Here is a 26,639-nt window from a genome sequence, read left to right on the forward strand (position 1 = left end):
GTGGGGCCCCTTCATTCGGTGGCCAGTCTACCCAGGCCTGCACCCGGGCATGGTGCGCCCTTCCGGGGCAGGATGGGCCGCGTGTCCGGTTCCATGATCTCGCCCGAGCATCTCGCGGATCTGCTCGCCCCCGCCGCGGGCGGTGCGGGCGGCCCGCTCGAGCCCACCCGACCCGTGCTGCTCGACGTGCGATGGCGGCTGCTCGGCCCGCCCGGGCGGACCGACCACGCAGCCCGCCGGATCCCGGGCGCGGTCTTCGTGGACCTCGACACCGAGCTGGCGACGGGCCCGTCGTCGCCGGGGCCGGGCGGCCGGCACCCGCTGCCTGACCCGGCCGCACTGCAGGTCGTGCTGCGCGCCGCGGGAATCCGCGACGACGCACCGGACCAGCTCGTCGTCGCCTACGACGACATCGACGGCTCGGTCGCCGCGCGCGCCTGGTGGCTGCTGCGCTGGGCCGGTGTCGCACCCGGCCGGGTCCGGGTGCTCGACGGCGGGTTCACCGCGTGGGAGGCGGCCGGACTACCGGTCGCCGGAACCGGGGCCTCAGCTGACTCCGCACCGGAGCCCCCGGCGCCGGCGCCCGGTGACCTGGTGGTCCGGGGTGGCGCGATGCCGGTGCTCGACGCCGACGGCGCGGCCGCGACGGCCCGCGACGGCGTCCTGCTCGATGCCCGCGCCACGGCGCGCTTCCGCGGCGAGACCGAGCCGGTCGACCCGCGGGCCGGGCACATCCCGGGGGCCCGCAACACCCCGGCGGCGGCGAACGCCGGGCCGGGCGGGCGTTGGCACACCCCCGAGGTGCTGGCGGACCGGTTCCGCTCCGCCGGAATGGCGCCGGGGACCCCGGCCGGGGCCTACTGCGGATCGGGTGTCAATGCCTGCGCACTGGTGCTGGCGCTGGAGGAGTCCGGGCTCACCACGCCGGACGCACCGGCCGCGCTCTACCCGGGATCGTGGTCCGAGTGGAGCGCGGATCCGCAGCGCCCCGCCGCCACCGGTGACCGGCCGTGGGCGGCTCGGGAGTGACCGTGAACCTGCATCTGGCATACGGTCCCCTCCCATGAGCGCGCGCACGTCGGTCGTGTGGACACCGGAATTCCTCACCTACCAGCTGTCCGACGACCATCCCCTCAACCCGGTGCGGCTCGAGCTGATGATGGAGCTCTCACACGGGCTGGGCGTGCTCGACGGCGTCGAGCTGATCGAGCCGGAAGCGGCGACCGAGGCCGAGCTCACCCTGGTGCACACCCCCGGCTACCAGACGGCGATCCGATCCGCGCCCGAGGCGCCGTTCGGCGTCGGCCACGGGCTCGGCACCGCCGACAACCCGATCTTCTTCGGGATGCACGAGGCGGCCGCCCTGATCGCGGGTGGCTCGGTGCGGGCGGCCCGGGAGATCGCGGAGGGCCGCGCGGACCGGGCGGTGAACATGGCGGGCGGGCTGCACCACGCGATGCGCGACCGGGCCGCCGGGTTCTGCGTGTACAACGACTGCTCGGTGGCGATCGCCTGGCTGCTGGAACAGGGCTACGAGCGGATCGCCTACCTCGACGTCGACGTGCACCACGGCGACGGCGTGCAGGCCGCGTTCTACGACGACCCGCGGGTCATGACCATCTCGATGCACCAGCATCCGCTGACCCTGTGGCCGGGTACCGGCTGGGCCGGCGAGCTGGGCCGCGGCGACGGCGAGGGTTACGCGGTGAACATCGCGCTCCCGCCGGGGACCGGGGACGCCGGCTGGCTGCGCGCCTTCCACGGCGTGGTGCCGTCGCTGCTCGAGCAGTTCCGGCCGCAGGTGCTGGTCACCGAGTGCGGGGCCGACACGCACGCCGAGGACCCGCTGGCGAACCTGGAGCTGTCGGTCGACGGGCACCGCGCCATGTACCACGCGCTGCGCGAGCTCGCCGAGACCACCGCGGGCGGGAAGTGGCTGGTCCTCGGCGGTGGCGGCTACGCCCTGTACCGGGTGGTCCCGCGCTCCTGGACGCACCTGATGGCCGTCGCGCTCGACCGCGATCTGGATCCGGAGGCCGCGATCCCGGCGGACTGGACGGCGAAGGCCGCCACCCACACCCGGGCGCCGCTACCCGTCTCGATGTCCGACGGCGCGGACCCGTCGTTCGAACGCTGGGGTGGTTCGTTCGGGGAGCGGGTCGACTCGGCCATCCTGGAGACCCGCCGTGCGCTCTTCCCGCTGCACGGCCTCGACCCCGACGACCCGCGGGACTGACCGGCGGACAGGACGGACCCATGCCCGACGACGATCCGCAGCAGGACCACCCCTACCCCCGGCAGTGGGAGGCCGACGTCGTCGCCTCCGACGGCGGGATCGTGCACCTGCGCCCGATCACCGCCGCCGACGCGGACGAGCTGCTCGCCTTCCACTCCAAGCTGTCCGACCGCACGCGCTACCTGCGCTACTTCGGCCCCTACCCGCGGATCTCGCCGCGTGACCTGGAGCGCTTCACCGTCGTCGACCACCGCACCCGGGTCGCGTTCCTGGCGCTGCTCGGCGACGAGATCATCGCGGTCGGCCGCTACGAGGGGCTGACCACCGACGGTGGCGCGGCGGTGTCCGAGGGGGCGGGCACCGACAAGCCGGTCACCTCCGCCGAGGTCGCGTTCGTCGTGCGCGACGACCATCAGTCCCGCGGGCTCGGCTCGATCCTGCTGGAGCATCTCGCCGCGGCCGCCCGGGAGAACGGCCTGTCCCGGTTCGAGGCCGAGGTGCTGGTCGAGAACCACGCCATGGTCAGGGTCTTCCGCGAGGCCGGCTACCAGGTCAAGCGGGCCTTCGCCGAGGGCGTGCTGCACCTGGAGTTCGACATCGACCAGACCGAGAAGTCGATCGCCGTGCGCGACTCCCGGGAGCAGGCCGCCGAGGCGCGCAGCGTGGCGAACCTGCTGCACCCCGGCTCGGTCGCGGTGATCGGCGCCTCGGCGGACGAGACCAAGCTCGGCCACACCGTGCTGTCGAACCTGCTGCAGGCCGGGTTCACCGGCCCGGTGTACCCGGTCAACCCGGACGCGCGTTCGGTGCGCGGGGTGCGCGCCTACCCGTCCGTGATCGACATCCCGGACGAGGTCGATCTCGCCGTCGTCGCCGTCCCGGCCGCGAACATCGACGAGGTCATGGACTCCTGCCTGGCCAAGGGCGTCAAGGTGCTGGTGGTGATCAGCTCCGGGTTCGCCGACGCGGGCGACGCCGGCGGCACCGTCGCCGAGCGCAGGCTGGTCGCCGAGGCCCGCGCGCACGGCATGCGGGTGGTCGGGCCGAACGCGCTCGGCGTGGCCAATCCCGATCCGGCCGTCCGGCTCAACGCGACGCTGGCCCCGGCGCTGCCCGGCCCGGGCAGCACCGGGTTCTTCTGCCAGTCCGGCGCGCTGGGCACCGCGATCCTCGCGAACGCGCGCAGCCGCGGGCTGGGCCTGTCCTCGTTCGTGTCGGCGGGCAACCGCGCCGACGTCTCCGGCAACGACCTCATGCAGTACTGGCAGAACGACCCGGCCACCGATCAGGTGCTGCTCTACCTGGAGACGTTCGGCAACCCGCGCAAGTTCGCCCGGGTCGCTCGCCGGCTGGCCCGGACGAAGCCGATCGTGGCGGTGAAGTCCGGCCGGCACACCGGGCCGCTGCCGTCGCTGGCGTCGGTCGCCGCGCCGATCGACGAGCCGAGCGTGCAGGCGCTGTTCGAGCAGTCCGGTGTCATCCGGGTGCAGACCCTGCCGCAGCTGTTCGACACCGCGCTGCTGCTGGCCTACCAGCCGTTGCCCGGCGGGCGACGGGTCCGTGTCGTCGGCAACTCGACGGCGGTGAACCTGCTGGTCACCGACGGTCTGCTGGACGAGGGGCTGGAGCCGGCCGCCGATCCGGTCGACGTCGGCACCCGGGCATCGCCGGAGGAGTTCGCCGGGGCGGTGCGCTCGGCGCTGGCCGGGCCGGAACATCCGGACGCGCTGATCGCGGTGTTCGTCCCGCCGATCGCCGTCGAGGGCACCGCGCACGCGCACGCGCTGCGCGACGCCGCGGACGGTGCCGGGGTCCCGGTGCTCGCGGTCTTCCTGGCGGCGGAGGGGATACCGGAGGAGCTGTCGGTGCCGCAGCCCGACGGCACCCCGGGCCGCGGTTCGGTGCCCAGCTACGCCAGCCCGGAGCGGGCGACGTCGGCTCTCGGCCGGGTCGCCCGGTACGCGGAGTGGCGGAACACGCCGGTCGGTGAGTTCGTCGTCCCCGAGGGGATCGACACCGAGCGGGCGCGGCGGCTCGTCGCCTCGTTCGGGCCGGACGCGGAGCATCAGCTGACCGACGCCGAGGCCGTCGAGCTGCTCGACTGCTACGGCCTGGAGGTCATCAGGTTCGAGCGGGCCGAGGGCGCCGACGCCGCGGTCGCCGCGGCCGAGCGGGTCGGCTACCCGGTGGTACTCAAGGCGACTGCCGACGAGTGGCGGCACCGCGGGGACTTCGTCGGTGTCCGGCTCGACCTGATCTCGGCCGAGGCGGTCCGCGCGGCGCACGCCGAGCTGTTCCGGCTCACCGGGTCGGCGGAGGTGTACGTGCAGCGGATGGCACCCAAGGGCACGTCCTGCAAGCTGGAGGTCGTCGACGACCAGTCGTTCGGCTCGCTGCTCGCGTTCGGCTTGTCCGGCATGGCGACCGAGCTGCTCGACGACCGCGCCTACCGGGTGCTCCCGGTGTCGACCGAGGACGCGCGACGGCTGATCCGGGCGCCCCGCGCCGCCCCGCTGCTGACCGGTTACCGCGGCACCGAACCGGTCGACACCGCCGCGCTGGAGGACATCGTGCTGCGGGTCGGCCGGCTCACCGAGGACATCCCGCAGATCCGGTCGCTGGCCCTGGACCCGGTGCTGGCGTCCCCGGAGGGCGCCTTCGTCACCGGGGCCAGGGTGACCGTCGGCCGCCCGCCCAGCAGGCGCGACGCCGGTCCCCGCCGCCTGGCCTGAGCCCGGCGGCGGAGACCGGCGCGCACGGCTCGCGCCGCCGGACGCGCCGGCCGGTCGCGATCAGTTGCGGAACGACACCTGCAGGGTCGGGGCCGAGGTGTCGGCGAAGAAGTCGTTGCCCTTGTCGTCCATCACGACGAACGCCGGGAAGTCCTCGACCTCGATCTTCCAGACCGCCTCCATGCCGAGCTCCGGGTACTCCAGCACGTCGACCTTGCGGATGCAGTCCTGCGCGAGCCGGGCCGCCGGGCCGCCGATCGAGCCCAGGTAGAAGCCGCCGTTGGCCGCGCACGAGTCCACGACCTGCTTGGACCGGTTGCCCTTCGCCAGCATCACCAGCGACCCGCCGGCCTCCTGGAACTGCTGCACGTAGGAGTCCATCCGGCCGGCCGTGGTCGGGCCGAACGAACCCGACGCGTAGCCCTCCGGGGTCTTCGCCGGGCCCGCGTAGTACACGGCGTGGTCGCGCAGGTACTGCGGCATCGGCTCGCCGGCGTCGAGCCGCTCGGCGATCTTGGCGTGCGCGATGTCCCGGGCGACGACCAGCGGCCCGGTCAGCGACAGCCGGGTCTTCACCGGCAGCTGCGAGAGCTGAGCCCGGATCTCGTCCATCGGCCGGTTCAGGTCGACCCGCACGACCTCGTCGGACAGGTCGCCGTCGGTGGCCTCCGGCAGGTACTGCGCCGGGTCGCGCTCCAGCTGCTCCAGGTACACCCCGGACGGCGTGATCTTCGCCTTGGCCTGGCGGTCGGCCGAGCAGGAGACGGCCACCCCGACCGGCAGCGACGCACCGTGCCGGGGCAGCCGGATCACCCGGACGTCGTGACAGAAGTACTTGCCGCCGAACTGGGCGCCGATCCCGAAGTTGCGGGTCAGCTCCAGCACCTGCTGCTCGAGGTCGGTGTCCCGGATCGCGTGCCCGAGCTCGGACCCCTCGGTGGGGAGATTGTCCAGGTAGCGGGCCGAGGCGAGCTTGGCGACCTTCAGGTTGTACTCGGCCGACATGCCGCCGACGACGATCGCGAGGTGATACGGCGGGCAGGCCGCGGTGCCCAGCGAGCGCAGCTTCTCGTCGAGGAAGGCGGCAAGGCGCTTGGGGTTCAGCAGCGCCTTCGTCTCCTGGTACAGGAACGTCTTGTTGGCCGACCCGCCGCCCTTGGCCATGATCAGGAACTCGTAGTACGGGTCCCGGCCGGGCTTGGCGTAGAGCTCGACCTGCGCCGGGAGGTTGGTCCCGGTGTTCTTCTCGTCCCAGAAGCTCAGCGGCGCCATCTGCGAGTAGCGCAGGTTCAGCTCCTGGTAGGCCTCGAACACGCCGCGGGAGACCGCGGCCTCGTCGTCACCCCCGGTCAGCACGGTCTCGGTCTTCTTGCCGACCACGATCGCGGTGCCGGTGTCCTGGCACATCGGCAGCACGCCGCCGGCCGAGACACAGGCGTTGCGCAGCAGGTCGGTGGCGACGAACCGGTCGTTGCCGCTCGCCTCCGGATCGTCGACGATGGCGCGCAGCTGCCGCAGGTGCGACGGCCGCAGCAGGTGCTGGATGTCGGTGACGGCGGCGCGGACCAGGCCGGTGATCGTCTCCGGCGGCACCTCGAGGAAGGTGCGGCCGGCGGCCTCGGTCACGACGCCCGCGGGCAGGTCGAGCTCGCGGTACTCGGTGTCGTCCGGGCCGAGCGGGAGCACGTCGGTGTGGTGGAACTCGGGCATGGCCGGGACGCTACCGGGCCGGCCCGACGCGCGACCGCAGGTGGAGACGCACGCGACGACGTGATCCCGACCGCCGCACCGCCTAACCGGACGATCCTCCGGTTGTCCGGTAGCGTGGGTCACATGCCTGGTTCGATCCTCGGAACATCGGTCCGTCGCGTCGAGGACGCCGACCTCATCACCGGCCGCAGCACCTATGTGGGGAACCTGCGCCGGGAGTCGCTCTCGCACGTCGTCTTCGTCCGCTCGCCACTGGCGCACGCCCTGGTCACCGGCATCGACACCAGCGCCGCCGCGGCAGCGCCCGGAGTGCTCGCCGTCTACACCGCAGCCGATCTCGAGCTGCCCGCGCACCACGGTCTGATGGTGCTGAACCCGCAGACCCCGCGCCCCCCGCTGGCGACCGACCGGGTCCGGTTCGTCGGCGAGGCGGTCGCGCTGGTCGTCGCCGACAGCCGCGCTGCCGCGGTGGACGCGGCCGAGCTGGTCGAGGTCGACTACGACCCACTGCCCGCCGTCACCGATCCGGAGGCCGCGCTGGCCGACGGCGCCGAGCTGCAGTTCCCGGAGCTGGGCAGCAACCTCGCGGGCGGTGAGCGCGGTCCCGGCCCGGACCCGCTCGACGGCGCCGAGATCGTCGTCCGGGCCCGGATGGAGAACCAGCGGGTGGCCGCCGTGCCGCTGGAGGGCAACGCGATCGCCGTCGAACCCGGTGGCCCCGGCGACGAGTTCGCGCTCACCGTGCACGTCTCCACCCAGATGCCGCACGGTTTCCGCGCTCAGCTCGCCGGGCTGCTCGGACTGGAGCCCGGCGACGTCCGGGTGATCGCGCCGCACGTCGGCGGCGGGTTCGGCGCCAAGGCGGGTGTGCTCGCCGAGCACACCGCGACCGTCGTCGCCGCCCGTGCCCTCGGGCGTCCGCTGACCTGGGTGGAGACCCGCTCGGAGAACCTGGTCTCGATGCCGCACGGCCGCGGCCAGGTCGGGTACTACGAGCTGGGGCTCACCCGGGACGGCCGGATGACCGGCCTGCGCGCCCGGGTGATCGGCGACTCCGGCGCGTACGCCGGGTTCGGCGGTGCGCTGCCGCTGCGGACCACCTACCTGATGGCGACCGGGGTCTACGACATCCCGGTGCTGCGCTACGACGCCGTCGCCGCGCTGACCAACACCACACCGATGGGCGCGTTCCGCGGCGCCGGCCGTCCGGAGGCCGCCGCGCACCTGGAACGGCTGGTCGACGTGGCCGCCGCCGAGCTGGGGATGGACCCGGTGGAGCTGCGCCGGCGCAACCTGCTCGATCCCGCCGCCTTCCCGCACACCACGCCGACCGGGGCGACCTACGACGTCGGCGACTACGACCTGCCGCTGCGCGAGGCCCTGCGGATCGCCGGCTACGAAGAGCTGCGCGTCGAGCAGGCACGCCGCCGGGCGGCCGGCGACCCGGTCCGGCTCGGCATCGGCATCGCCGCCTACGTCGAGGTCACCGCGGGTGGCGGTGGCGGCGAGTACGGCTCGGTGACCGTGCACGACGACGGGACCGCCACCGTGTCCGCCGGTACCTCGGCGCACGGCCAGGGGCACGCGACGTCGTTCTCGATGCTGGTCGCCGACCGGCTCGGCATCCCGCTGGAGAGCATCCGGTACGTGCAGTCGGACACCGCGCTCGTGCCACGCGGCGCGGGTACCGGCGGGTCGCGCTCGCTGCAGCTGGGCGGCACCGCCGTCGCCGAGGCCGCGCACGAGCTGTACGAGCGGGCCCGCAAGCTCGCCGCCGCCCTGCTGGAGGCCTCCGCCGACGACGTCGAGATCACCGACGACGGACGGTTCGGCGTCGCCGGCGTGCCGGGCGGCCCGACCGTCGGCTGGAGCGACGTGCACCGGCAGGCCGTGCTGACGGGGGAGGAGCTGCACGTCGGCCTGGACTCCCAGCAGGACGGGGCGACGTTCCCGTTCGGCGCGCACGTCTCGGTCGTCGAGGTCGACACCGACACCGGGCGGGTCACCCCGTTGCGGCACATCGCCGTGGACGACTGTGGCCGGATCCTCAATCCGCTGCTGGTCGAGGGTCAGCAGCACGGTGGCCTGGCCCAGGGGATCGCGCAGGCGCTGTACGAGCAGGTCCTGTTCGACGACGAGGGCCAGCCGATGACCTCCAGCCTGGCCGCCTACACGGTGCCGACCGCGGCCGACATGTTCGGCTTCGAGGTGGCCACCACCGAGACCCCGACCCCGCTGAACTCGCTGGGCGCCAAGGGGATCGGCGAGTCCGCGACGATCGGCTCGACGCCCGCGGTGCAGAACGCGGTGGTCGACGCGCTGGCCGATCTCGGGGTTCGGCACATCGACCTCCCGTGCACCCCGGAGCGGGTGTGGCGGGCCGTCGCCGCCGCCCGCTCCGGTACCCCTCAGGACGCCTGGCGGGAGCCGCCCGCGGTGTTCGCCGATCTCCCGGTCCGCGGCGGGGAGGCCGCCGACGACGAGGCCGGCGCCATCTGAGCGCTCCGGCGACCCCACCCCCTCGGTGGGGTCGCCGGAGGCGGTGCCGCAGACTCTGATCCGGACGCGGGCGGCTCGGCCGCCGGCACCGCCGACGGACTCACTGGAGGGACCCGCACGATGAGGCTCGCGACGATCCGGACCGCGACCGGGCACCGGGCGGTGCGAATCGACGGCGACACCGCCGTCGAGACGGGGGAAGCAGACCTCCGCGCGCTGCTGGAGCGTCCGGACTGGTTCGAGCACGCCGCCGGTGCGGCCGGTCCGGTGCACGACGCCGCCGGCCTGGACCACGCGCCGCTCGTCCCGAGCCCGGAGAAGATCATCTGTGTCGGGCTGAACTACCGCGACCACGTGTTGGAGATGGGCAACGAGCTGCCCGAGTACCCGACGATCTTCGGCAAGTTCGCACCCGCGCTGATCGGTGCCCGGGACGAGATCGAACTGCCCGCCGAGTCCGACCGGGTCGACTACGAGGCCGAGCTGACCGTCGTCATCGGGCAGTCGGTCCGGCACGCCGATCCGGCGGCGGCCCGGGCCGCGATCGCCGGCTACACGGTGCTCAACGACGTCAGCATGCGCGACTACCAGCGGCGCACCAAGCAGTTCCTGCAGGGCAAGACCTGGGAGCACTCCACCCCGCTGGGCCCCGAGCTGGTCACCCCGGACGAGCTGCCCGCCGACCCGGCGGACGGCGGCGTGCTGCGCATCCGGTCGGAGCTGGCCGGCGAGATCATGCAGGACTCGACCACCGACCAGCTGGTGTTCGGCGTCGTCGACCTGGTCGTGTACCTCTCCACGATTCTCACCCTCAATCCCGGCGACGTCATCGCCACCGGCACCCCCGGCGGCGTCGGCGACGCCCGTAAGCCGCCGCGTTACCTGACCGACGGCTGCGAGATCGTCACTGCGGTGGACGGGGTCGGCGAGTGCCGCAACGTCTGCCGGTCCGTGCGGTGAGCGGGGCCCCACCCGCCGCAGAGATCACCGTCCCGCCACCGCTCGCCGACTCGCTGGCCTGGGCCGGTGACGGCCAGGCGCATCTGCGCGGCCTGATGACCCGGATGGGCGGCGAGGCGTTCACCGCGCCGTCGCTGCTCACCGGCTGGACCCGGGCGCACGTGCTCACCCACGTCGCCCGCAACGCCGACGCGATGTGCAATCTGCTGACCTGGGCACGCACCGGCACCGAGACGCCCGCCTACCGCAGCCCGCAGGCGCGCGACGCCGACATCGCCGCGGGCGCAGCGCGCGGCCCCGACGAGATCCGGGCCGATGTCGTCGCCTCGTCCGACCGGCTGGCCGACGTCGTCCGGGCGATGCCGGCGCGGTCCTGGTCGGCCCGCGTCCGCACCGCACAGGGCGTCGAGATCCCGGTCACGGCGGTGCCGTGGCTGCGGGCCAGGGAGGTGTGGATCCACGCCGTCGATCTCGACGTCGGGGCGTCGTTCGCGGACCTGCCGATCCCGATGCGCCAGGTGCTGGTGGCCGACGTCGTGGCACATCTCGAGCGCAGTCCCGGCTGCCCGCACGTCCGGCTGGAGGAGTCGCGTACCGGCCAGGTGCTCGAGTTCGGGCCAGGGCCCGCACTCGACGGATCGGCTCTCGCCGATCTCGGGACGATCCGTGGCCGCGGCCCGGATCTCGTCGCCTGGGTGCTCGGGCGGCCGTTCGGCAAGGGACTGCGGGACGCCGAGGGCAACCTGCCCGGACCGCTGCCGTCGTGGCTGTGAGGGCTCAGTCCCGGCCCTCCAGCTCGTCGAGCCGTGCGGTGGCCCGGCCGAGCTGACGGGCCATCTCGTCGAGCCGGGCCTGCAACAGCGCCATCTCCGCGGTGAGCACCGCGACCGCCCCGGCCGTCGCGAGCGGGTCGCCCTCGATCGGGTCCCGCCCCCCGAACGCCGAGTCGTCCAGCAGGCGATCGGCCTCGCCGCCGCGCGCGCCGACCGGGGTCAGCGGGCCCGCCGGGACCTCCTCGGGCAGCAGCTCGATCTCGGCCAGCCGGGCGAACCGGTCCGGGGTCAGCACCGGCCGGGCACCCGCGCAGCGGGCACAGACCGGTTCGAGCCGGCGCCAGCCCCGCTGGCCGGCACCGGTGTCGGCCAGCGCCGACACCGTCGTCCCGCACCGGCACGGCCGCATCCGGATCGCCCGGACCCGCTGCCGGGAGTAGCGAAGTCCCAGCTCGTAGCGGCGGAACCGGCCGGACACCGCGACCTCGAGCAGGATCGAGCCCTGGTGCTCCGGCGCGCAGGCCAGCTCCCGGGCGTCGGAGTCGGAGTGGAAGCAGTAGAACCCGCAGTCACACCAGCGGGACGGGCAGGCGTGCCGGCAGCCGTGCGCGCACACCGCGTCGTCGACGGTGCGGTAGACGTGCGCCCGGCCGAGGGTGACGCCGCTGAAACCGGTCCGCGTGCCGTCCGCGGACAGCATCGGGAAGGCCAGCTTGTACCCCTCCAGCGGGCCGGTCGGGTGCTCCCGCGGCGTGCGATGGAACGGACCGCGCACCTCGATCAGTCCTCGCGGGACCCCGAGCGCGCCGGGTGCTCGTGATCCACCGGTGACCAGTCACCGAACTCGGGTTCGATGGCGGTGGGCCGGGGGCCCTCCTGGGCCGCGGCGACCCGGTCGGCCTCGTGGTCCACGGCGAATCCCTCGGAGATCTTGCGGCCCAGCCTCATGATGCCTCCCGTGATCCGGGGTTCCCGGGCGGACCTCGTGTGGCCGCCGTCACCAGATTGACCCCTCCGTGTGGTGTTGTCCAGGGCGGAACGGGTGAGCACATCCGGTTCGGATCACATCCGGACGGCCGCCGGGCGCCGGTAGGCTCACTCAGCGTTCATGACGGTCGAACCGGGGGTGATCGGTGCGGGGGCCGGCGCGGTACGGCATCGAGCACGAGCTGGCCCTGCTGCGGGCGGACGGCTCGCTCGCGGACTTCGCGACGCTGAGCCACGCCGAGGTCGCGGCCGTCGTCGACGAGCTGCCCGAGCTCCCCGACGGCCAGCGCGACCTGCGGATCGGCGATGCCGGGATCCGTCGCAAGCACTGGTACGCCGAGGGCTACGAGCGGCTCGACGAGCACGGCGGGCTGTGGCGGTTCGACCCGAAGGGCATCGAGATCCGCACCGCCGTGCACGACTCGGTGGAGGCCGCCGAGTCCGCGCTGTGTGCCGACGCCCGGCTGCTCGCCGAGGTCGCGGCCCGGCACGAACTGCGACCGGTCGCGCTCGGTTTCCACCCGTTCCGCTCGGACTACCACCTGGATCCGCCGGCGAACGCGCACGAGCGGGAGCTGATGGCGTCCTCGCCCGAGGAGCGGACCGCCCACCTGCACATGGTCACCTGGGGTCCGGACCTCAACCTGTCCTTCCCGGAGTCCGGCACCGATCCGGCCGGGCTGGCCGACGCCGCCGCCAAGCTGACCTACTACAGCCCCTATCTGGTGCCGTGGTCGTTCTCGTCGCCGTTCCGCGACGGGCGCCCGTGGGGCGGCGAGTCGGCGCGGACGTCGCGGCGGACCGGGCCGCGCCCGGCCGCGCTGGCCTACCTGGAGCCGGGCGCGGCGTTGCTGCCGACCGATCCGAGCCTGACCCGGCACGCCGGCATCCCCGGCGAGATCGGGCGGATCGAGTTCAAGGCGTTCGACGCGATCGCGGCGGTGCCGGGGGAGGAGCCGGCCGACGGCGGGCTGCCGGGGCTGCCGGGCGCGCTGCTCACCCTGCTGACCGGCGTACTGCGCGACGACACCCTGACCGGGCGCCGGCGCACCCCGGACGCGCAGGCGCACCGGCGCGCCGCGCTGCGCGGCTGGTCGGACCCGGCGGTCCGGAGCGGCTCGCAGGCGGTGCTCGACGCCGCGGCGGCCGCGCTGCGCGGGGAGCCGGGCCACGGCGAGCGGCTGGAGCTGCTCCGCACGTTGCTCGCCCGCCGGGAGAACCCGGCCGCCCGGATGCTCGCCCGACACCGCGCGGGCGGCGGGATCCCCGGCGTCGTGGCCGTGCCGCACGGCGGGTAGCACCGCGCGCCGGCCGGGTGTGCCGGACCCGGGGTCTGAGCACACCCGGCCGGGCGTGCTCAGTGGTAGCTGTGCTCCTCGGCCGGGTACTCGCCGTCGCGCACCTCGGCGGCGAACGCGGCGGCCGCGTCGTGCAGCACCCCGCCCACGTCGGCGTAGCGGCGCACGAAGCGCGGCACCTTCCCGCGGTTCATCCCGGCCATGTCGGACCAGACGAGCACCTGGGCGTCGCACTCCGGGCCGGCGCCGATCCCGACGGTCGGGATCCGCAGCTCCGCGGTGACCCGCTTCGCCACGTCGGCGGGCACCATCTCCAGCACGACGGCGAACGCGCCCGCCTCCTGCAGCGCCAGCGCGTCCTCGACGAGCCGGTCGGCGCCGTCGCCGCGGCCCTGGATCCGGAACCCGCCCAGCGCGTGCTCGCTCTGCGGGGTGAAGCCCAGGTGTGCCATCACCGGGACGCCGGACGCGGTCAGCGCCTCGACCTGCGGTGCGAACCGGGCGCCGCCCTCCAGCTTCACCGCGTGCGCGCCGGCCTCCTTCATGAACCGGAACGCCGTCTCCTGGGCCTGGGCGGGGGAGACCTGGTAGCTGCCGAAGGGCAGGTCCGCCACGACCAGCGCACTGCGCGCCCCGCGCACCACGGCCCGGGTCAGCGGGAGCAGCTCGTCCACCGTGACCGGGATGGTGTTGTCGTGGCCGAAGACGTTGTTGCCCGCCGAGTCGCCGACCAGCAGCACCGGGATACCGGCGTCGTCGAAGATCTCGGCGGTGTAGACGTCGTAGGCCGTCAGCATCGGCCAGCGCCTGCCCTCCTGCTTCCACTGCAGCAGGTGGTGCACGCGGGTGCGCTTCGGCGGTGCCGCCGGGGCCCGGTAGGGCGCGGTGACCTCGCCGTTGTCCTGTGTGCTCATCGGTGAGCTCCTTCCGTCCTCGAGGCCCGTGCTGATCACGGGTCCCCGGGTTCGCCGTCGATGGCTGGTTCCAGGGTGGCAGCGTCGGCGAACGGCCGGGCCCGGGTGTGGGAACGCTCACCCGATGCCGGCCGCAGCGCGCCGCCGGTACCGCCGGTGCCGCGTCGGTGACCGTCGGAGGTCGATGGCATGCTCCGGAGATGCTCCCCCGAATGCTGCGCTCCCGGGTCGGCGGACCCACGTCACGATCGCGCCCCGGGGCGCTGCCGGCCCGGCGGCGCGGGCGGGCGGCGGGGGTCGCGACGCTCGGGGTGGCCGTGCTGGTGCTGGTCGGGGCGTGTGCGAGCGCAGGCACGACCGATGAGGCGCAGGCCCCGGAGCAGCCGCAGGAGCTCGCTCAGTTCTACGACCAGGAGCTCAGCTGGGGCCCGTGCGCCGACTACGCGCCGACCTCGGAGGACACTGCGGCCTACGCCGATCCGGAGCTCGACTGCACCCGGGTCACCGTCCCGCAGGCCTACGCCGAGCCCGACGGCGAGACGATGCAGATCGCGCTGCTGCGCAAGAAGGCCACCGGCGACAAGATCGGCTCGCTGTTCACCGATCCCGGTGGGCCCGGCGCCTCGGGCACCTCGTTCATGGCGGGCCAGGCGTCGACCTGGTCGGCGAACGGGCTGGGCGACCGGTTCGACCTGATCGGCTTCGACCCGCGCGGCACCGGCGCCAGCCTGCCGCTCATCGAGTGCCTGACCGACCAGGAGAACGACGAGGACCGCACGAAGGTCTTCGCCGACCCCTCGCCGGAGGGCGTCGCCGCGGCCGAGGCGCACAGCCGGCAGTTCGCCGAGCGGTGCACCGAGCGCACCGGCGCCGAAGTGCTGGCCAACGTCGGCACCCGGGACGTCGCCAAGGACATGGACATCCTGCGTGCCGTCGTCGGCGACGAGAAGATGACCTACGCCGGGTTCTCCTACGGCACCGAGCTGGGCACCGCCTACGCCGAGGCGTTCCCGCAGAACGTGCGCGCGCTGCTGCTCGACGGTGCGGTCGACCCGACGCAGACCACGATCGAGTCGACGGTCAAGCAGAACGCCGGGTTCCAGCTCGCCTTCGACAACTTCGCGAAGGACTGCACCAGCCGGCAGAACTGCCCGCTGGGCACCGATCCGGCGCAGGCGACCGCCGCGTTCCAGACGATCATGCAGCAGCTGATCGACAACCCGGTCCCGGCCGGGGACGGCCGGATGCTGAGCTTCAACGACGCGCAGACCGGCGTCAGCCAGGCGCTCTACGTCTCCCAGCTGTGGCCCGCCCTGCAGCAGGGGATCTCGCAGGTGGCCAACGGCAACGGCGACTTCCTGATGCAGCTCGCCGACCTCTACCACCGGCGTGACGCGCAGGGCGAGTACTCCAACATGCTGCAGGCGTTCCAGGCGATCACCTGCGTGAACCAGCCGGCGCTGACCGAGCCGGCGGAGGCGCTCGAGCTCGCCACCCAGGCGGAGGAGGCGGCGCCGTTCCGGTCCACCGGGCGCGGCCCGGTCGGCGCGCGCGACGCCTGCGCGTTCTGGCCGGCACCGCCGACCAGCGAGCCGCACACGCCGCAGGTCGACGGGCTTCCGCCGGTCGTGGTGGTGTCGGTCACGGGTGACCCGGCCACGCCGTACCAGGCCGGGGTCGATCTGGCCGACCAGCTCGGCGGCAGCCTGATCTCGGTCAACGGCGAGCAGCACACCGCATCCCTGCAGGGAGATCCCTGCGTGGACGGTCTCGCGATCGACTACCTGGTGAACCTGACCGTGCCCGGGGAGGGCTCCGAGTGCACCCTGATGCCGTCGTGACGCCGGGCCCCGGCCGGGTGGTGGTCGCCTCGCACGGCGCAACCGCACACCCCGGTAACTTCCGCGTAACACGGACTTCCTAGGCTCCGCCGCATGGACCGCCAGCAGGAGTTCGTTCTCCGCACGCTCGAGGAGCGCGACATCCGTTTCGTACGCCTGTGGTTCACGGACGTGCTCGGGTACCTCAAGTCGGTGGCGATCGCCCCGGCCGAACTGGAGGGGGCGTTCGCCGAGGGCATCGGCTTCGACGGCTCCGCGATCGAGGGGTTCGCCCGGGTCTACGAGTCGGACATGGTCGCGAAGCCGGATCCGTCGACGTTCCAGGTGCTGCCCTGGGAGACCGCGTCCGGTGAGCACTATTCGGCGCGGATGTTCTGCGACATCGCGATGCCCGACGGCTCGCCGTCCTGGGCCGACCCACGGCACGTGCTGACCCGCGCGCTGAACAAGGCGGGCGAGGCCGGGTTCACCTGCTACGTGCACCCGGAGATCGAGTTCTACCTGCTGCGGGACCTGCCCGACGACGGCCGCCCGCCGATCCCGGCCGACTCCGGCGGTTACTTCGACCAGGCCAGCCACGACGTCGCACCGCACTTCCGGCGCAACACCATCGAGACGCTGGAGTCGATGGGCATCTCGGTCGAGTTCAGCCACCACGAGGGCGGCCCGGGCCAGCAGGAGATCGACCTGCGCTACGCCGACGCCCTGACGATGGCCGACAACCTGATGACGTTCCGCTACGTCGTCAAGGAGGTCGCGCTGACGCAGGGCGTGCGGGCCTCGTTCATGCCCAAGCCGTTCTCCCAGCACCCCGGCTCGGCGATGCACACGCACTTCTCGTTGTTCGAGGGCGATCACAACGCCTTCCACGACCCGGACGACCCCTACGAGCTGTCCGCGACCGGCAAGGCGTTCGTCGCCGGCGTGCTCAAGCACGCTCGGGAGATCACCGCCGTCACCAACCAGTGGGTGAACTCCTACAAGCGGCTGATCACCGGTGGCGAGGCGCCGACCGCCGTGTCCTGGGGGCACGCGAACCGCTCGGCGCTGGTCCGGGTGCCGATGTACTCGCCGGGGAAGTCGTCGTCGCGCCGGATCGAGGTCCGGACGCTGGACTCGGCGTGCAACCCCTACCTGGCGTACGCGGTGATTCTCGGGGCAGGGCTGACCGGAATCCAGAAGGGCTACGAGCTGCCGCCTGCCACCGAGGACGACGTCTGGGCGCTCACCGACACCGAGCGGAAGGCGCTGGGCTACGAGCTGCTGCCGCAGAACCTGACCGAGGCACTCGACGTCCTGGAGCGCTCCGAGCTGGTCGCCGAGTACCTCGGCGAGCACGTCTTCGACTTCTTCCTGCGCAACAAGCGTGCCGAGTGGGACGCCTACCGCCGGAACGTGACGCCGCACGAACTCGCGACGTATCTTCCCGTGCTGTGAGCGATTTCGAGGACGAGATCATCCTGGGTCCGCTGCCGAAGGGCATCACCCGGGCCGGCGAGGGCCAGTACAAGCGGGTGTGGAACGTGCTGGGCCACACCTACTGGGCGAAGGCGGTCAGCGAGACCAGCTTCGCGTTCGAGACGCTCGACCCGCCGGGCACGGGCGTCCCGCCGCACGTGCACACCACCCAGGACGAGCACATCCACGTCATCGACGGGGTGTTCACCCTCTACCTGGACGGGCAGTGGGAGAAGGCCGGTCCGGGCGACACCGTGCTCATGCCCAAGGGGCTGCCGCACGCCTACTACAACCGTGAGCAGGGCAATGCCCGCGCGCTGTTCTGGGTGAGCCCGGCCGGGCGGCTCGCGCACCTGTTCGATCAGCTGCACGACCTCACCGATCCGGCCGAGGTGGTGCGGCAGTCGGCACTGCACGACGTGGACTTCCTCCCGCCCGGCACGGTGCCCGGCGCGGACTGAGCGGCCTGCCCGACGACCGCGCGCCTGGGTGTCCGGGCGCCGGTGTGGACCCAGGCCGGGGTGACCGTGCTCGGAGCGGCCACGATCCGCGTGACGGCTGTCATCCACTCGAGAAGTAAGGCATGCCTTGCCTATGATGTGGCCGTGGGAGAGCGACGGACACTGATCGGAGGGCACGGGCTGCCCCTCGGCTATGCCGAGTACGGGCGGGCCGACGGGCCCCCGGTCCTGCTGCAGCACGGGTTGTTCGGATCGGCCGAACTGGGTGAGGTCTGGGCCGACCGGGCGGAGCGGGCCGGCATCCGGCTGGTCGCGGTCGAGCGACCGGGATACAGCGGGTCGGCACCCGCGCAGATGCGATCGGTGGCCGACTGGGCGGGGATCGTCGACCCGCTGCTGGAGCTGCTCGGCGCCCCGGTGGACGTCGTCGGCATCTCGGCGGGTGCGCCCTACACCTACGCCCTCGCCGCGCTCCGCCCGGAGCGGGTGCGGGCCGGGTGGCTGCTGTCCGGTCTGCCCTACGTGTACGACGACGCCGTCCGCGGCCACTATCCCGACGCGTCCCAGCGGGCCTGGGAGTTCTTCGGCACCGGTGAGCCCGAGCAGGTCGGGTCGTACTTCGCGGGTGAACACGACCGCTTCGTCGCGGCGTTCGCCGAGCACCCGCCGACGCAGCGGGCGCTGGCCGCGAACCTGGCGACCGGGTACGCGGGCCCGGCCAGAGAGGCCCGGTTGCAGGTCCGTCCGTGGGGGTTCACCCCGGCCGACGTGCTCCGCCCGATCACCGCGTGGCACTCCCGCGGCGACGACCAGGTCCCGTTCGACGCGGTGGAGGACACCATCGCGCTGGTCCCCGGCGGCCGGCTGCTGGAGCAGGTCGAGCCCGGTCACCTGCCCTCGACCGGAACCCTCGACGCCCTGTTCGACGCCCTGGCCGATCCCGACCGCGACCCGGTCGCCACGCCCTGACCACCCGTTCCCGACCGCCCGCCCGACCGACCGACCGACCGACCGCCCGACCGCCCGCGCGCCCCGCGTCCGCGCCGCCCGTCCGTACGCGCCTGCCCTCGTGCCCGCACGCGCTGCCCAGCTCGCACGCGCCTGCCCAACTCGCACGGGTTCACCCGGTCCGCGCCGGATGCGCCCGGTCCGCGCCGCGCCAACCCTGCTCGCGCGGGTCTGCCCCCGTCCGCACGGGTTCACCTCGTTCGCACGGGATCCGAACCCGTGCGAACGAGGTAAACCCGTGCGAGATGTGGGGTCCCGTGCCGTGCCGGGGCGGCGCGGTGGGGATCAGCGGATCAGCGGGGCGGGGCAGGTGGCGGGGCAGCGCCGGTGGCGGCGGGGCCGCCCCGTTCGCGCGGGTCTGCCTGTTCGCGCCGGGCCCACTCTGCCCTCGCGGGTGTCTGCGTGTCCGCACGGGTTCACCCCGTTCGCACGGGATCCGAACCCGTGCGAGCGAGGTGAACCCGTGCGAGGTGCGGAATCCCGTGCGGGGCCGTAGCGGCGACCCCGACCGGCGCGGGGCGGGTGGGGCGTCGGCGGGCACCGGGGCCGGCGGGGCCGGCGAGCCGGCGAGGCGACGGATCAGCAGGGCAGACGATCAGCCGGCAGCGGGGCAGCCGATCAGTAGGGCAGCCGGCCAGCGGGGCGGCCGGTCAGTGGGGCGGCCGGTCAGTGGGGCGGCCGGTCAGTGGGGCGGCCGGTCAGTGGGGCGGCCGGTCAGTGGGGCGGCCGGTCAGCGGGGCGGCCGGTCAGTGGGGCAGCCGGTCAGCGGGGCGGGGCGGCGCCGGTGGCGGCGGCGTAGGAGGCCAGGATCGCGTCCCGTTCCTCGATCGACATGATCTCGGACAGGTCGCCGAACCCGTCCGGGGCCCGGCGCTCCACCTCGTCGATCACCTGCTCCGGCCCACCGGCCCGGTTGCGCAGCACGATGTCGGCGGTGACCGGGAGCCGCTCGTCCTGGTAGGCGCGCAGCGCGGCCCCGGTGCTGCCGGCGGTGACCAGGTGCCGGGCCAGTGCCTCGGCGTCCAGGATCGCCTGGCCGGCACCGTTCGAGCCCATCGGGAACATCGGGTGCGCGGCATCGCCGAGCAGCGTCGTCCGGCCGTGGTTCCAGTGCGGCAGCGGATCGCGGTCGCACATCGGGAACTCGTACGACTCGGCGGTGCCGGCGATCAGCGCGTGATGGTCGACCTCGTCCTGCCGGAACCGGTGCGCGTGCCGGGCCGGGTCCGCCGGATCGGCGATCCGGGCCCAGTCCTGGCGCTGCGGGGGAGCGCCGCCGTCGACACCGGTGCGAATGCACACCGCCCAGTTCGTCAGCACCGTGCCGGGCGTCCGGCCGGGGCCGATCGGATAGACCACGAGCTTCGCGTCGGTGCCACCGGCGACGATCATCGACCGGCCCCCGCGGAACGGCGGCCAGTCGGTCGCCCCGCGCCACATCGCGACCCCGTTCCAGCGCGGCGGCCCCTCGTCGGGGAACAACCGGTCCCGCACGACGGAGTGGATCCCGTCCGCGCCCACCAGCACGTCACCGGCGACGACGGCCCCGGAGGCGAGGGTGACGGCACCGCCGTCCGGATCGACCGCGACCACCCGGGACCCGGTGCGGACCGCGTCCGGCCCGAGCCGTTCGCGCACCGCGTCCACCAGGATCCGCTGCAGCCGGCCACGGTGACAGGCCACCATCGGGAGCTCGGAACCCGCGGCGACACCGACCGGCCGGCGCACCACCGGCATACCGAGGCGGTGCGCGTAGGTCATCTCGGCGGTCCGGACTCCGGCCTCGGCGAGCCGGTCGAGCAGGCCGAGATCGGCGAGCACCCGGCCCGCGTGCGGGAGCACGTTCAGCCCGACGCCCAGCTCACGACGTCCGCTGCCCTGCTCGTACACGGCCACACCGACCCCCACCCGGTGCAGCGCCAGCGCGGTGACCAGCCCCCCGATCCCGCCCCCGACCACGACGACGTCCGGCATCCGGCCCCCCTCGTTGCTGCCTCCGGCCGTCGAGGGTGCCCCGGCTGCCGTTGCACGGCAAGCCGGTTCCCGCCGACCGGTCGTGGTGGCGTGTGCCGTGACCCGGGCGTGATGGGGCAGGATCGACAGTCGTGATGGATCGGCGAACGGGGACGTCGCTGGCTCGGCTCGGCCTCACCGGCCCGGGCGCGGACGCGACACTGCGCGAACTGGGCTGGTGGGACGGTGACGCGCCGGTCGCCGGCTGCGAGGAGATCATGTGGGCGCTGGCCCGCAGCCCCGATCCGGAGCTCGCGCTGCGCGCGGTGGAGCGGCTCGCACAGACCCCGCCGTGGCCCGCGGTCGACCGCACCCTGCGCACCGACCGCGGACTACGCGGCCGGCTGTTCGCGACCCTGGGCGCGTCCACCGCGCTGGGCGACCACCTGATCACCCACCCGGACCGGTGGGAGTTGCTCGCCGACACCCCGGACCGCCGGAACCCGCCGCCGGACCTCGCCCGGCGCACCGCGAACCTGCTGCGGGCCGTCGGCGCGGACCCGTCCGCACCGCCCCCGGGCACCCCGGGCGGTGCCCGCGCCACCCTCACCGGCGCCGAGGCGGTGACCGCGCTGCGCTCCGCCTACCGCGACGAACTGCTCGGGCTGGCCTCGGCCGATCTCGCCGCGGTCGGCGACCCGGCGCTGCCGGTGATGGAGGTCGACGACGTCGCCGCCCAGCTCGCCGACCTGGCCGAGGCCGCGCTGACCGCGGCACTCGCGGTCGCCGCCGCCGAGCAGGAGCCACCGGACGAGCTGCGGCTGGCGGTGATCGGGCTCGGCAAGTGCGGCGGCCGGGAGCTGAACTACGTCTCCGACGTCGACGTCGTGTTCGTCGCCGAACCCGGCGGGGAGCTGACCCAATCCGCGACGAAGCTCGCCTCCCGGGTGATGCGGGTCGCCGGGGAGGCGTGTTTCGAGGTCGACGCGAACCTCCGGCCGGAGGGCCGCCAGGGCGCGCTGGTCCGGACCCTCGACGGGCACATCACCTACTACCGGCGCTGGGCGAAGACCTGGGAGTTCCAGGCGCTGCTCAAGGCACGCCCGATCGCCGGCGACCCCGAACTCGGGAAGGCCTACGTCGACGCGCTCGCACCGCTGGTGTGGCAGGTGTCGACCCGCGACGACTTCGTCGCCGACGTGCAGGCCATGCGTACCCGGGTCGTCGAGAACATCCCGTCCCACCAGCGCGAACGTGAGCTGAAGCTGGGCCGGGGCGGGCTGCGCGACGTCGAGTTCGCCGTCCAGCTGCTGCAGCTGGTGCACGGCCGCAGCGACGACACCCTGCACTCGGGCAACACGCTGCACGCGCTGGCCGCGCTCGCCGAGGGTGGCTACGTCGGACGCGACGACGGCGCCAACCTCGCCGCGTCGTACCGGTTCCTGCGGCTGCTGGAGCACCGCCTGCAGCTGCAGAAGCTGCGCCGCACCCACCTGCTGCCCGCCGCCGACGACACCGACGCGCTGCGCTGGCTGGCCCGCTCGGCGCGGATCCGGGCGGACGGCAGGCGCGACGTCGTAGGGGTGCTGGTCACCGAGTGGCAGCGCAACGCCCGGCGGGTCAGCCGGTTGCACGAGAAGCTGTTCTACCGGCCGCTGCTCTCCGCGGTCTCCCGGCTGGCGGGGGAGGAGGCGGACGCCGTCCTGTCGCCGGACGCCGCGAAGGCCCGGCTGAAGGCGCTCGGCTGGGCGTCGCCGGAAGGCGCGCTCGGGCACCTGCGGGGGCTCACCGGCGGGGTGTCGCGGGCCGCGTCGATCCAGCGTGCGCTGCTGCCGGTGCTGCTCGACGAGCTGTCCCACAGCCCCGACCCGGACCGCGGGCTGCTCGCCTACCGGCGGGTGTCCGAGGCACTCGCCGCGACCCCCTGGTACCTGCGGCTGCTCCGTGACGAGGGCGCCGTCGCCCAGCGCCTGATGACGTTGCTCGGGACGTCCGCGCTGGTCCCGGACCTGCTGCAGCGGGCCCCCGAGGTGCTGCGGATGCTCGCGACCTCCTCCGGGGTGCAGAGCCCGGAGCTCACCAGGGACCCGGCAGAGGTGTCGGTGGCGCTGCGCACCACGGTCGCCCGGCAGAGCTCACCCGAGGCCGCGGTCGCCTCGGCGCGCTCCTACCGGCGACACGAGATGCTCCGTATCGCCTGCGCCGATCTGCTGGGCCTGGTCGAGGTCGACGCGGTCTTCGCGGCGCTGAACTCGGTGAACGAGGCGGTGATCGCCTCGACGCTGGACGCCGTGCTGCGGGCCGAGCAGGAGCGGATGGCCGTCCTCTCGGTGATCGGGATGGGCCGGCTCGGCGGCGGCGAGTCCAGCTACGGCAGCGACGCCGACGTGATGTACGTCTGCGCTCCCGCCGAGGGCGTCAGCGACCACGACGCCGTCCGGTGGGCGACCCGGGTGGTGGAGAAGGTGCGCAGGCTGCTCGAGTCGCCCAGCCCGGACCCGGCGCTGCCGGTGGACGCCGACCTGCGCCCGGAGGGCCGGTCCGGCCCGATGGTGCGCACGCTGGCGTCGTACCGCGAGTACTACGCCCGCTGGGGCGAGGTGTGGGAGGCCCAGGCACTGCTGCGGGCCCGCCCGATCGCCGGGGATCGCATGCTCGGCCGGGAGTTCACCGCGATGATCGACCCGATCCGCTACCCGGCCGACGGGATCGCCGCCTCCTCGGTCGCCGAGATCCGCCGGATCAAGGCCCGGGTGGACGCCGAGCGGCTGCCGCGCGGCGCGGACCGGTCCACGCACACCAAGCTCGGGCTGGGCGGGCTCGCCGACGTCGAGTGGACGGTGCAGCTGCTGCAGCTGCAGCACGCCGGTGACCTGCCGGAGCTGCGGACCACCTCGACCCTGGACGGGCTGCGGGAGGCCGCCGAGGCCGGCCTGATCGACGACGGCGACGCACAGGAGCTCGAGGAGGGCTGGCGCACCGCGACCAGCGCCCGGAACGCGATCATGCTGGTCAAGGGCAAGCCCGGCGACCAGCTCCCGCGTTCGGGGCGGGAGCTGGTCGCGGTCGCCGCCGCGCTCGGCTATCCGGCGGGCGGCGATCCGGGCGTGTTCCTCGACGACTACCGGCGCATCACCCGGCGGGCCCGCGCCGTCGTCGAGCGGGTGTTCTACGGCTGGGAGGGCTGAGCGCGCAGCGCGCGTGCCACCCACTCGAACGCCGGGATCGCCGGCTCCCGGGCGGGCCAGCCGTTGAGCGTGCCGAGCAGCGTCCAGTAGCGCTCGACACGCCGGTCGGAGAACAGCTCGATGGTCTCCGCCGTCCGGATCCGCTCGGCGGGGCCGAGCCCGTCGACATCGGGGATCCGGGCGAGCACGGCGGCACCCTCGGCGGACGCCGGGTCGATCCCCGCGGCCTCGGCACGCCCGGCGTGCTCGATCACGGCGGCCGGATCCAGCTGCCGGTGCTCGGCGGTGGCATCGGATCCGGCGACCGCCATCTCCCGGCAGCGGGCCCGGAAGCCGGGATCGGCGACCAGCTCGGCGAGCTCCACCCACGCCCCGACCTGTTCGGGCGTCGGATCGTCGGGTAACTCGGACGGCAGCGCCCGCATCCCGGCGGCGATGCCGGCACCCGGGGCGTCCGGGTCGGTTCCGGCGAAGGTCTCGGTCACGAACTCGTCGATCAGGTTCTGCCGCTGGGTGACGGACAGCCGGGCGAGATCGTTCATCAGGGTCACGGTCCTCTCATCGGGCTCGATGGGGTCGGTGGGGCCGGATGAGCCGGATCGCGCGAGCAGCACGCACACCGCGCGCTGCGCCTTCAGCTCGCGGATCCGGCTCTCCAGCGCCCGCACGTGCGCCTGCGCCACCTCGCCGACCCCTCGGCGGCGGGACAGCACGGAACGCACGTCGTCCAGGCCCAGCCCCAGCTCGCGCAGGGTCCGGACCAGGTCGAGGCGGGCCACAGCGGCCGCGTCGTACACCCGGTGGCCCGAGACGCTCCGGTCGGAGGGCACCAGCCCCTCGTCCGACCAGAAGCGGATCGTGCGTACCGACACCCCGGTCCGCCGGGCCAGCAGGCCGATCGTCAGGGACACGGGATGATCTCCGGTGTGCGGTGCGGTCACGGAGGACAGCATCGCGGGTTCCAGTTACTGGAGGTCAAGTGCGAATCGGATTCGGCCTGCCGCAGTTCGGTGCGGCCGCCGCCCGGGCCGACGAGACGATGCTGTTCGCGGCCGGGGCCGAGGAGCTCGGCGCGGCGAGCCTGTGGGCGGGGGACCGGCTGCTGACCGCGGTCGAGCCGTCGGTCGGCTACGGCGGCACCGACACCGTTCCCGAGCAGTTCCGGGCCTCGCTCGATCCGCTCGGGCTGCTGACGGCGGCGGCCGCCGTCACCACCGGCGTGCAGCTGGGTACCAGCACGCTGAACGCGCCGTGGTACCCGCCTGCGCTGCTCGCCCGGCACGCGCTCACCGTGGACCGGCTCTCCGGCGGGCGGCTGCTGCTGGGCCTGGGCACCGGCTGGTCACCGGAGGAGTACGCCGCGGTCGGCGTGCCGATGGCACGCCGCGGGGACCGTCTCGACGAGGCACTCGAGGTGCTCGACGCCTGGTGGAACGACGATCCGGTCGCTCACGACGGTCCGGCGGCCACCATCGCGCCGTCGCACGTGCAGGTGAAGCCGCACGGCATCCCGGTGTACCTGGCCGGGTGGGCGCCACGGGCCCGCCGCCGGATCGCACTGCACGCCGACGGGTTCCTGCCCGTGGTGACACCACAGGTCCGGGACCTGAGCGCGGCCGTCTCGGCGCCGTGGGCGGAGCTGCGCGCCGCCGCGGCCGACGCCGGGCGCGACCCGGCCGGGATCGATGCCGTGCTGCGGATCAACCTGCCACCGGGATCGACCACCGCCGACGCGGCGGCGACGCTGCGCCGGGTCCGCGAGGACACCGCGGTCCCGCACGCCTTCGTCGACCTGATGTACCTGCCGGGCGCGGGCGCCGGCGGTGCGGACGCGCTGCGGGCCGTCGAGGAGATCCTGGCCGCCGTCTGATCGGGTCACGCCCACTGGTTCACTGGTCGGGTGGCCCCCCTGGAGTTGATCACGCGAGGCTACGAGCTGGTCGCCGCCCGGCCCGCGTCCCTGCTGGCGGCGCTACTCGCGCTGGCGGTGGTGGCGTGGCGGCCGACCTGGCGGCTCACCCGGACCGCGGTGACGATCGCGCACGAGGGCGGGCACGCCCTGGTCGCGGTGTTGGTCGGCCGCGGACTGACCGGCATCCGGCTGCACGCGGACTCCTCCGGCGTCACCTACTCGACCGGTGCGGGGCGCGGGCCCGGGGTGGTTGCGATGTTCCTCGCCGGGTATCTCTTCCCACCGCTGCTCGGGCTCGGTGGTGCGGTGCTGGTGGGCGCCGACGCCGCCGGCGCGATGCTGTGGATCGGGACGGTGCTGCTCGCGGCGACGCTGCTGCAGATCCGCAACATCTACGGCGGGCTCGCGGTCGTCGCCACCGGCGCGCTGCTGGTACTGGTCGCGGTGCGGGCCGAGGAGGACCTGCGCACCGGGTTCGCCGCGGCGCTGAGCTGGTTCCTGCTCTTCGGCGGGGTGAAGGCGTGCGTCGAGCTGCGCCGCGGCCGGCGCGGCGGGCGGCTGCGTCACTCCGATGCCGACCGGCTCGCCGAGCTGACCCCGCTGTCCGGGGGCGCCTGGGCGGCGTTCTTCGTGCTCGCCTCGGTGCTGGCGACGGCGGCTGCCGGATGGGTGGTGTTCGCGCCGGGAGGTGCCCCGGCGTGATGGGATC

At 74.0% G+C, this 26,639-nt stretch carries 20 protein-coding genes; 14 read left to right on the forward strand and 6 right to left on the reverse strand.

What is annotated here, in order from left to right; genetic code table 11:
* Window positions 1-93 precede the first annotated feature (93 nt).
* From Pdca_RS11630 to Pdca_RS11640, 3 genes are read left to right on the forward strand one after another with little or no spacing between them, the layout of a single operon-like run.
* Window positions 94-1,029, forward strand: a complete 936-nt coding sequence (locus Pdca_RS11630; RefSeq protein ID WP_085915360.1) for a sulfurtransferase — start codon at window positions 94-96, stop codon at window positions 1,027-1,029.
* Between the two features lie 34 nt (window positions 1,030-1,063).
* Window positions 1,064-2,236, forward strand: a complete 1,173-nt coding sequence (locus tag Pdca_RS11635) for an acetoin utilization protein AcuC (RefSeq protein WP_085915338.1) — start codon at window positions 1,064-1,066, stop codon at window positions 2,234-2,236.
* Between the two features lie 20 nt (window positions 2,237-2,256).
* The gene (locus tag Pdca_RS11640) at window positions 2,257-4,968 is read left to right on the forward strand and encodes a bifunctional acetate--CoA ligase family protein/GNAT family N-acetyltransferase (RefSeq protein WP_085915337.1); all 2,712 of its coding nucleotides are present in this window, start codon (window positions 2,257-2,259) and stop codon (window positions 4,966-4,968) included.
* A gap of 60 nt (window positions 4,969-5,028) precedes the next feature.
* Here the strand turns inward: Pdca_RS11640 and Pdca_RS11645 are convergent, their stop codons facing one another.
* Window positions 5,029-6,678 (reverse strand): fumarate hydratase, encoded by a 1,650-nt coding sequence (locus tag Pdca_RS11645; RefSeq protein WP_085915336.1) that lies wholly within the window; start codon window positions 6,676-6,678, stop codon window positions 5,029-5,031.
* Window positions 6,679-6,801: 123 nt separating this feature from the next.
* Here Pdca_RS11645 and Pdca_RS11650 point away from each other — a divergent pair, with 123 nt between their 5' ends.
* The 3 genes from Pdca_RS11650 to Pdca_RS11660 all read left to right on the forward strand — a co-directional run bounded on the left by Pdca_RS11650 (window position 6,802) and on the right by Pdca_RS11660 (window position 10,910).
* Window positions 6,802-9,177, forward strand: a complete 2,376-nt coding sequence (locus tag Pdca_RS11650) for a xanthine dehydrogenase family protein molybdopterin-binding subunit (RefSeq protein WP_085915335.1) — start codon at window positions 6,802-6,804, stop codon at window positions 9,175-9,177.
* A gap of 120 nt (window positions 9,178-9,297) precedes the next feature.
* Entirely contained in the window at window positions 9,298-10,137 is an 840-nt protein-coding gene (locus tag Pdca_RS11655) for a fumarylacetoacetate hydrolase family protein (RefSeq protein ID WP_085915334.1), read from the forward strand.
* Window positions 10,134-10,910, forward strand: coding sequence for a maleylpyruvate isomerase family mycothiol-dependent enzyme (locus tag Pdca_RS11660; protein ID WP_232021529.1), 777 nt, complete (start codon window positions 10,134-10,136; stop codon window positions 10,908-10,910). The genes Pdca_RS11655 and Pdca_RS11660 overlap by 4 nt, the downstream gene beginning before the upstream one ends.
* A gap of 4 nt (window positions 10,911-10,914) precedes the next feature.
* On the opposite strand, the gene Pdca_RS11665 is transcribed toward Pdca_RS11660, so the two are convergent.
* Both Pdca_RS11665 and Pdca_RS35480 read right to left on the reverse strand, forming a co-directional pair.
* Window positions 10,915-11,685 carry a hypothetical protein gene (locus tag Pdca_RS11665; protein ID WP_085915333.1) on the reverse strand — a complete coding sequence of 257 codons (771 nt, stop codon included), beginning with the start codon at window positions 11,683-11,685 and terminating at the stop codon, window positions 10,915-10,917.
* A gap of 5 nt (window positions 11,686-11,690) precedes the next feature.
* Complete coding sequence (locus tag Pdca_RS35480; RefSeq protein WP_158092276.1) at window positions 11,691-11,858, reverse strand: hypothetical protein; 168 nt, start codon at window positions 11,856-11,858, stop codon at window positions 11,691-11,693.
* Between the two features lie 185 nt (window positions 11,859-12,043).
* Here Pdca_RS35480 and Pdca_RS11670 point away from each other — a divergent pair, with 185 nt between their 5' ends.
* The gene (locus tag Pdca_RS11670) at window positions 12,044-13,195 is read left to right on the forward strand and encodes a glutamate-cysteine ligase family protein (RefSeq protein WP_085915332.1); all 1,152 of its coding nucleotides are present in this window, start codon (window positions 12,044-12,046) and stop codon (window positions 13,193-13,195) included.
* Between the two features lie 59 nt (window positions 13,196-13,254).
* Here the strand turns inward: Pdca_RS11670 and panB are convergent, their stop codons facing one another.
* Window positions 13,255-14,109 carry a 3-methyl-2-oxobutanoate hydroxymethyltransferase gene (panB, locus tag Pdca_RS11675; RefSeq protein WP_085915331.1) on the reverse strand — a complete coding sequence of 285 codons (855 nt, stop codon included), beginning with the start codon at window positions 14,107-14,109 and terminating at the stop codon, window positions 13,255-13,257.
* A 200-nt stretch (window positions 14,110-14,309) separates the two neighbouring features.
* Between panB and Pdca_RS11680 the strand changes: the two genes are divergently transcribed.
* The 4 genes from Pdca_RS11680 (at window position 14,310) to Pdca_RS11695 (ending at window position 18,838) form a co-directional block, all read left to right on the forward strand.
* Window positions 14,310-15,950 carry an alpha/beta hydrolase gene (locus tag Pdca_RS11680; RefSeq protein ID WP_232021530.1) on the forward strand — a complete coding sequence of 547 codons (1,641 nt, stop codon included), beginning with the start codon at window positions 14,310-14,312 and terminating at the stop codon, window positions 15,948-15,950.
* 93 nt (window positions 15,951-16,043) lie between these two features.
* On the forward strand, window positions 16,044-17,387 hold the full coding sequence (locus Pdca_RS11685; RefSeq protein ID WP_085915329.1) for a glutamine synthetase family protein: 1,344 nt from the start codon (window positions 16,044-16,046) through the stop codon (window positions 17,385-17,387).
* Complete coding sequence (locus tag Pdca_RS11690; RefSeq protein WP_197719970.1) at window positions 17,384-17,869, forward strand: cupin domain-containing protein; 486 nt, start codon at window positions 17,384-17,386, stop codon at window positions 17,867-17,869. The genes Pdca_RS11685 and Pdca_RS11690 overlap by 4 nt, the downstream gene beginning before the upstream one ends.
* Before the next feature lie 144 nt (window positions 17,870-18,013).
* Window positions 18,014-18,838: an alpha/beta fold hydrolase gene (locus Pdca_RS11695; protein WP_166665937.1), complete on the forward strand. Its 825-nt coding sequence runs from the start codon at window positions 18,014-18,016 to the stop codon at window positions 18,836-18,838.
* A gap of 801 nt (window positions 18,839-19,639) precedes the next feature.
* Here Pdca_RS11695 and Pdca_RS11700 read toward each other — a convergent pair.
* On the reverse strand, window positions 19,640-20,851 hold the full coding sequence (locus Pdca_RS11700) for an FAD-dependent monooxygenase (protein ID WP_085915328.1): 1,212 nt from the start codon (window positions 20,849-20,851) through the stop codon (window positions 19,640-19,642).
* A 134-nt stretch (window positions 20,852-20,985) separates the two neighbouring features.
* On the opposite strand from Pdca_RS11700, the gene Pdca_RS11705 reads away from it, so the two are divergent.
* Window positions 20,986-24,018, forward strand: coding sequence for a bifunctional [glutamine synthetase] adenylyltransferase/[glutamine synthetase]-adenylyl-L-tyrosine phosphorylase (locus Pdca_RS11705; RefSeq protein WP_085915327.1), 3,033 nt, complete (start codon window positions 20,986-20,988; stop codon window positions 24,016-24,018).
* On the opposite strand, the gene Pdca_RS11710 is transcribed toward Pdca_RS11705, so the two are convergent.
* Window positions 24,000-24,959 (reverse strand): MerR family transcriptional regulator, encoded by a 960-nt coding sequence (locus Pdca_RS11710; protein ID WP_232021531.1) that lies wholly within the window; start codon window positions 24,957-24,959, stop codon window positions 24,000-24,002. The genes Pdca_RS11705 and Pdca_RS11710 overlap by 19 nt on opposite strands.
* 38 nt (window positions 24,960-24,997) lie before the next feature.
* Between Pdca_RS11710 and Pdca_RS11715 the strand changes: the two genes are divergently transcribed.
* Together Pdca_RS11715 and Pdca_RS11720 are read left to right on the forward strand one after the other, a co-directional pair.
* A complete protein-coding gene (locus Pdca_RS11715) occupies window positions 24,998-25,888 on the forward strand; it encodes a TIGR03619 family F420-dependent LLM class oxidoreductase (RefSeq protein ID WP_085915325.1) in 891 nt (296 codons plus the stop codon).
* Between the two features lie 30 nt (window positions 25,889-25,918).
* Entirely contained in the window at window positions 25,919-26,632 is a 714-nt protein-coding gene (locus tag Pdca_RS11720; RefSeq protein WP_085915324.1) for a M50 family metallopeptidase, read from the forward strand.
* Window positions 26,633-26,639 lie beyond the last annotated feature (7 nt).

This window comes from Pseudonocardia autotrophica (assembly GCF_003945385.1).
GTDB lineage: Bacteria > Actinomycetota > Actinomycetes > Mycobacteriales > Pseudonocardiaceae > Pseudonocardia > Pseudonocardia autotrophica.

What these genes read in the sequence shown, in the direction of transcription:
- Pdca_RS11630 (WP_085915360.1), top strand. Translation starts at nt 94, where the DNA reads ATGATCTCGCCCGAGCATCTCGCGGATCTGCTCGCCCCCGCCGCGGGC.
- Pdca_RS11635 (WP_085915338.1), top strand. Translation starts at nt 1,064, where the DNA reads ATGAGCGCGCGCACGTCGGTCGTGTGGACACCGGAATTCCTCACCTAC.
- Pdca_RS11640 (WP_085915337.1), top strand. Translation starts at nt 2,257, where the DNA reads ATGCCCGACGACGATCCGCAGCAGGACCACCCCTACCCCCGGCAGTGG.
- Pdca_RS11645 (WP_085915336.1), bottom strand. Translation starts at nt 6,678, where the DNA reads ATGCCCGAGTTCCACCACACCGACGTGCTCCCGCTCGGCCCGGACGAC.
- Pdca_RS11650 (WP_085915335.1), top strand. Translation starts at nt 6,802, where the DNA reads ATGCCTGGTTCGATCCTCGGAACATCGGTCCGTCGCGTCGAGGACGCC.
- Pdca_RS11655 (WP_085915334.1), top strand. Translation starts at nt 9,298, where the DNA reads ATGAGGCTCGCGACGATCCGGACCGCGACCGGGCACCGGGCGGTGCGA.
- Pdca_RS35480 (WP_158092276.1), bottom strand. Translation starts at nt 11,858, where the DNA reads ATGAGGCTGGGCCGCAAGATCTCCGAGGGATTCGCCGTGGACCACGAG.
- panB (WP_085915331.1), bottom strand. Translation starts at nt 14,109, where the DNA reads ATGAGCACACAGGACAACGGCGAGGTCACCGCGCCCTACCGGGCCCCG.
- Pdca_RS11680 (WP_232021530.1), top strand. Translation starts at nt 14,310, where the DNA reads ATGCTCCCCCGAATGCTGCGCTCCCGGGTCGGCGGACCCACGTCACGA.
- Pdca_RS11685 (WP_085915329.1), top strand. Translation starts at nt 16,044, where the DNA reads ATGGACCGCCAGCAGGAGTTCGTTCTCCGCACGCTCGAGGAGCGCGAC.
- Pdca_RS11700 (WP_085915328.1), bottom strand. Translation starts at nt 20,851, where the DNA reads ATGCCGGACGTCGTCGTGGTCGGGGGCGGGATCGGGGGGCTGGTCACC.
- Pdca_RS11705 (WP_085915327.1), top strand. Translation starts at nt 20,986, where the DNA reads ATGGATCGGCGAACGGGGACGTCGCTGGCTCGGCTCGGCCTCACCGGC.